General features: G+C 42.7%; 3 protein-coding genes and 1 pseudogene. All 4 read right to left on the minus strand.

The genetic code is table 11. From position 1 onward, the window contains the following. Positions 1 to 30 precede the first annotated feature (30 nt). Complete coding sequence (gene ebgA, locus BVJ53_RS07345) at positions 31 to 3,009, minus strand: beta-galactosidase subunit alpha (RefSeq protein ID WP_129301851.1); 2,979 nt, start codon at positions 3,007 to 3,009, stop codon at positions 31 to 33. Between the two features lie 570 nt (positions 3,010 to 3,579). Continuing rightward, complete coding sequence (locus BVJ53_RS07350; protein ID WP_129301852.1) at positions 3,580 to 5,652, minus strand: BglG family transcription antiterminator; 2,073 nt, start codon at positions 5,650 to 5,652, stop codon at positions 3,580 to 3,582. A gap of 80 nt (positions 5,653 to 5,732) precedes the next feature. After that, complete coding sequence (locus BVJ53_RS07355; RefSeq protein WP_129301853.1) at positions 5,733 to 6,368, minus strand: beta/alpha barrel domain-containing protein; 636 nt, start codon at positions 6,366 to 6,368, stop codon at positions 5,733 to 5,735. Positions 6,369 to 6,383: 15 nt separating this feature from the next. Next, a pseudogene (locus BVJ53_RS14950) lies at positions 6,384 to 6,603 on the minus strand (dihydrodipicolinate synthase family protein); the annotation flags it as partial.

A 6,603-nucleotide genomic window follows, 5' to 3' on the forward strand; every position in this document is an offset into this window, starting at 1 on the left:
GAAACACTTCCTTTCTTTTTGGCACCTTCATTAATTCATTTTGAAGTTAAAGCCGAGTTCAAAGTCATCAAACTTGCAACGATAGCGTTTAAGCTGGTTTTGCCCACACGAGTTCGTCCCCAAACCGTTCTGACGGAAGTCCAAATACAGATTCAGTCTATCTGACTGCTTCAGATCTATCGTGTGTTTAGCAGCTTCGAGCGTTTCATCGGCATAGTTAGAAACGCTGAAATTCAGCGGTTTCATCATCGTTAACGTCAATTGATGTTGTCCATCTGCCAACGCAAGCCGATCAGTATCCATATGATTACCATTTTCCTGTGGTTTCACATAATTCATAAATAAATCGTCAACGCTGCTTGTGAAGTGGCTATAATAGGCCGCTTGGTGCGAGTCAAGGTAGTTCTCTGTCGGGCCAAGGCCATCATAGGACACTTGCTGATAAGCTTTCGGCAACGTCATTTTGACCCCGATCCGCGGCAACATCTCCGGTGCCATATCGCGCTTGCCACTGGCTTTGCCTATGACATCAAGATCAAAGCTGCCATCTTGGTGAATGGTATATTGTTGTCGGATCATGTAATACCAACCGCTATTGGTCGTGCCCACTTGTTTGGTTAAGTTAACAACATAATCGCCATTGGTTTGCGGTTGTAACTGAACCTCCCGGGTGCTCTCATGCCACAGATTCAGGAAATATTTATTGTGGTAATCATCGAGTAAGTACATATCGTTGTCGATCGGTGCACGCCAGAAGTTCATTTTGATACCATCGCGAATTAAGTCGTGACTAGCATGCCGTAAACTGAAAGTACCCTTGATCTTATCGAAACGATATTCATAATCCCCGCCTGTCACTGTGATCATCGTGGCATTCTCATTTGCTTGTAACGCGAACGTCTTCTGATGAGCTAGTTGATATTTTGGCCTTTGTAGGTTAATGACTGATTGTGACAATACTGTTCCAGCATCGGCCCAAGTTGTTGACGCTTTGACCTCAGTAAGCAAGTGCAGATTATAAATGGTTTCAGCATCAAGCTTTGGTAAATGAATGCCTAGCTTAACTGTCTTGGTTGTTCCTGGCTGAATGGTCGGCAAAGTGAGTTTGCCTTTTGCAACTGTCTGGCCATCAGACTCCAGCTCATATTCAAAGCTGAAATCATCGGAGTTTAGAAAATCAAGTCGATTTGTCACTGTCACTGTCTCTGTGGCTAGGTCGTGAACTGTCATCTGGAAAGGCTCAAACGTCTTTTTCACCTCTGTCAGTGCTGTCGAAGGGTTGCCATCTGGGCGAATCAAGCCGTCAATACAGAAGTTTCCGTTATTGGGTTGGTCACCAAAATCACCGCCATATCGGTAATACGTCTGGTCGCCTTCTTTAGTCGCGACACCTTGATCAAACCATTCCCAGATAAAGCCACCTTGCAGCTGCTTATGACCGTAAAACAGATCCTGATATTCTTTCAGATTACCCGGTCCGTTACCCATTGAATGGGCGTATTCACATAAAATGTGCGGCTTTTGGGTCTTCTGGAGGACGTCCGCCATGGTCATCTTGGTATCGTGCTCAAGCCAGGTGTACATGGTTGAATAAACATCACTGACTTCAGCTTCAAAATCGCCTTCATAGTGAACAAGACGGGTTGGATCTTCGGCTTTGCAATATGCAGCCATCGCTCGGAAGTTATCACCAAAAGCGGATTCATTGCCAAGTGACCACATGATGATCGAGGGATGATTTTTATCCCGTTGCAACGTACGACGCATTCGATCGACATAGGCTGTCTTCCAGCGAGGATCGTCAGTAATCCAGTCATAACGTTCGGTCAATTCAAACCCATGACATTCCAGGTCAGTTTCATCAATGACGTACATCCCTAATTCGTCACAGAGATCATAAAAGTACGGTGCTTTGGGATAATGTGACGTACGAATAGCGTTAATGTTATGCCGTTTCATCAAAATAATGTTCTTCTTAAAATCAGCTTCCGACATGACCCGTCCTTTGGTGGCGCTGTAGTCATGCATGTTGACACCTTTGAATTTGATGGCTCTCCCATTGACTAAAAATGTTTTGCCATTCAACTCAATCTGGCGAAAACCAACTCGTTGCCGAACGACTTCAAGCGGCTGATCATTTTGTAAGACCGTCATCGTCAAATCGTACAGATGAGGAGTCTCAGCAGACCATGCTAGGACATTATCAATAGTGGCATCTAAAGTTTCATCAGCTGGTAATGTTTGATCAACCAGCTTGACGCCATCCTTAGCTAATTCATAGTGAATTTTTGACGCCACATCGCCCGATAAAGTGGGTTTAACAACCAGCTCACCCATACGATAAGCGTGCGAGAGGTAGGTACGGATGCGGACGTCATAAAGGCCATTTTGCGGTCGCGAGTATAGACTCACATCGCGGAAAAGGCCACTTAACCACCACATATCTTGATCTTCAAGATATGTGCCATCTGACCACTGAACGACTTCAATCGCAATCGTGTTGCTTCCTGCCTTCAGTGCCTTCGTGACATCAAACTCGCTTGGCAACCGTGCTCCTTTGCTATACCCAATAAAGTCACCATTGAGATAAAGCTTAAAGGCCGAATCAACACCATTAAACCCAATAATGTATTGTTCATTAGCGTCTACCTCATCTACCGTAAAGGTTCGGCGATACAGCCCAGTTGGATTCTCCCGTGGCACAAATGGCGGATTAATCGGAAAGTTATACCACAGATCCGAATAATGCATTTTCCCATAGCCCTGCAATTGCCAGTTACTCGGCACAGGAATCTGGTCCCAATCGTGATCATCAAAGTCAACTGCCATAAAATCAGCAGGCGCATACTCTGGTGCATCCAAGAACTTAAATTGCCACGTACCATTCAATAACTGGTAATTCCGTGGTTGTCTGCTCTCACCCGGAAAGAAAGTCTCAAAGTGGCTCCGTGGCGCCATCCGATTGATATCGGTCAATTCAGGTTTCTCCCATAGTTTTGCTGTTGTCATGTTGCTCCTCCTTGTTGATATGTTGCTTACAGATCAAGATGTTTTTGGCTGATGCGCTTCATAACCGTGTGAATGGTATGATTCAAACGGTATTGTAAGCACATAATTTTGTTTGCGCTTACATAATAAGAAACATTAGCCTGCAAAAGAGCTAAATTTGTTGTTAAAAAATGTCGTTATGTTGTTTTTATTGGCTTCAATTTTTGGGGAAAAGCTCTCTAAGTTTAGCCTGCCCCCTTCTGAAAAGCCCCTAAAAGAACCTATAAACGTTCGAGACACTAAAAGTTAATTCACGCAACATAAAAACATAATTCTTCTGCTGATCATATTCAAATTACTTAAACGGGTTAAAGTTTTTAACAAGCGAACACCCCAGAAACGGTCTAGTCAAATTTAAAATGTTTGACAAGCACACAAATATGCCAACACGACACAACAAGATTAATCAAACTATTTCATAATTGAAAGACCGCCTGGGTACAAATCCATTAGACAACCATTCTGGATTAGTCCGACAAGCTGATTTCCGTTGTAGTGTATGTGTTGGCATATAAACTTTCGCTGACTAGCTCAACTTTTCATCTTTAACTTGCTCTTTTCGCGTAAATACCGCAGAACATCTTGTGCATCGGTCTTTTGGCTAATTAATAAGTCCATGAAACGACTATCAGCCAGTAAGTCCATCAGATCTTGCAAAACCATCAAATGATCAGTCGGATTAACAGCGCTTAACACAAAAATGAATCTAACTTTTCCGTCTTCCATTTTGCCAAAAGCGATTGGAGTTTTTAAAACGGTCATCCCAATAGCAACCCTTTTGGCGCCGTTTTCAGGATTAGAATGTGGTAGTGCAACACCAGGTGAAATAATATATGCAGACAAGGCATGTGCATCTGGCGAAACCATTTTTTCGACATAATTCTGATTAATAGCGCCCTGATCCACTAGTGGTTTTGCTGCAATTCGGATGGCCTCTTTTGCAGAATCAGCCTCAACGCCTAATTTAATATCGTCCTCTCTCAAAACATCGACAAGTGCAAGCTTATGTGTCCTCTGGCGAACTTTTGGCTTAAACAAATTGGCATCTAACTCTCTTCGAATCTGAGCTAACTGCTTGTCATTTTTAATCGTCTTAGCCACAATCTTCATCACAGAATTCAACGTCGGAATTGTTAATGTACTTGACGACATGCGCGTGTTGACTTCTTGTATGAGATTATATTTTCCCTCCGTGGACATAATCGGTTTAATGATGAAGCACGGTTTGCCTTTCGTAAAAAGATCACTTCGATAAAACGTTGAAAAGATCATGTCGACACTGTCTAAATAACGATCCAAATCGGCATAACGGAAGGGCTTTAGGAACTTTATATTTGGGAACAAACTTGTTAACTGTAAATAAGCCAGAGCGGAATTACCAATACCGTTGGGGCACACAATGGCTGCTGTGATTGAATCATTCTTCGAGCTATCACCAGTGTAAATAAAACTAATTAAATGGATCGTTAAGAACGCAATCTCATCATCTGGGACTTCACCAAGAATATCGCGAAATGAATGAATGGCCCGAGCGACCAAGCTGAAAACTTCTTGATAGTTGTTGATAACTTGCTCAGTCAACGGATTTGTAATGGGATAGTTAAACTCTAACCGATAGTACATTGAACGAAAATGTGTGAACATCTGGCGAATCACCTTATGCTGGTCTGAGAAAACAATGCCAGAAATGTCTGAAAACTTTTGGACAAATTCACTGGTCACCGAAAAGATATTCCGATCAGCACGCATATTTTCTAATCCGCCAACACTCAAGCATAAGATAATGGTTGTTAGATATTCTGATGCCGTGATACTGTGAACGCCTTCCTCACTCAACAACGTTTCCGAAAGCAAGAATTCCTGTGTGCCCTGTATATTGAATTTTCGCGCACGAGCTGGCAGGTAATCGTTCTTAATTCGGAGTCGCGCGATTATAAATATAAAGATATAGCCAAATTCAAGGAACCGATTTTCAACAAAATCTATTTTATTTGACCGTGCTTCTTGTGAAATCTTGTCTAACTTCTCACTAACATTGACGTGCTGAATAATTTTAGCGCAGGTCGTCAACAAGTCAGCATGGTTTTTAAAAAGTTCCTTAGAGACAAGCCTAATCACAAATCCGCGTATTTTGTTCTCTGAACCTTCAAGTCGATAACCTGCGCGACGGTCGTAATGGATCCGAAGCTGATAGCTTAAAAGTCTTCTTTCCAAAGTCCTAAGATCTTTAGAAATTGTGGATTGACTAACCTTTAAATAATCTTGCAGATGCACTAATGATAAGTAGCCATTGTGACAAGCTAATAGTAAAGCCAGAAACAGTTGCCGTTCTTTACTACTCAAGACATAATTGGAAGGCGCCGTCAAATTTTCCGACGCCCGTAGCCTTAACAAGTACTGATAAGCTTTACTCGGGACATTAATGTAGGCCCCATCCACATCTATACGTGGCACAGCATGATCTTTTAGTTGTTGATTGATCTTTTCTATTGCGTAATCGATTTGCCGATTGGTCAGCTTTAGTTGTTCGCTAAGCCGTGTCTTGGTTAAAATGGGGTTTTGAATCATTGTGTCAATGACCTGCAACTGATTGGTGTCCAGCATGATTTGCCCTCCTTTCGTCTTTAATAGAAACGTAATTCAGACGCCAAGAGAGCCAAGCTATTTGCTTAGCCCCGGCCGTGTTATTTTTTTGTGGATCGAAATGCATCAATTTCTTCTCTAATAGAACGAGCGCTTACCTCAATCGTGTCCTGACTCCCTTTGGATAAAGCACTCCCAATGCCAACAACTTCAACGCCAGCCTCAAACCACTGCTTAACATTACTTGCATCAACACCACCTGATTCTAACAAAGGCATTTCTGGAATTGGCGTTTTAATTGTTTTAATGACATCAGGGCCTAGTAAGCCACCGTAAGGAAAGTACTTAATAAAGGTTGCCCCTGCCCTCATCGCCTCAACTGCTTCTGTCACGGTTGAACAGCCAGGAGCATAAGGAATCTGATATTCATTGGCCAGACTCATAACCTCTCGATCAAACATTGGTGAATATAGAAAGCCTGCGCCATGAGCAATAGCGTCTTTTGCCGTTGCGCCATTGTTGACAGTGCCTGCGCCCACTAAAATGCTTGAACCAAACTGTTTATGGACAAGGTCGATTGCTTCGGGAGCATCTGCATTCGTATAACTGATTTCCATAACTGGAATACCACCTTTGACAATACCTTCAGCAATTTCGAGCACTCTCTCCGGTTTGGCTCGAACGACTGCAAGTGCACCACTATCAAGAATTTTCTTCATCAAATCAAATTTTTTCAATGTTGTTCTCCTTTTCTAAACAATGCCCTGCTGCTGATAAGCACTAATGACATTTTGCGTCTCCCGATACAGAGAGTCCTCTTTGGTCGGCATCTTAGCAGGTAGTCTAGTCGGACCAACCGTAATCCCCGCAATATTAAGCGCCGTCTTAAGTGATACAGGCGAAGTTGCCTTGTGCAATACCGTCCTGAGAGGTTCGATATGATCTTGGTATTTCTTTGCTGCATCAATGTCA

This window comes from Lacticaseibacillus chiayiensis, from assembly GCF_004123795.1.
Lineage (GTDB): Bacteria > Bacillota > Bacilli > Lactobacillales > Lactobacillaceae > Lacticaseibacillus > Lacticaseibacillus chiayiensis.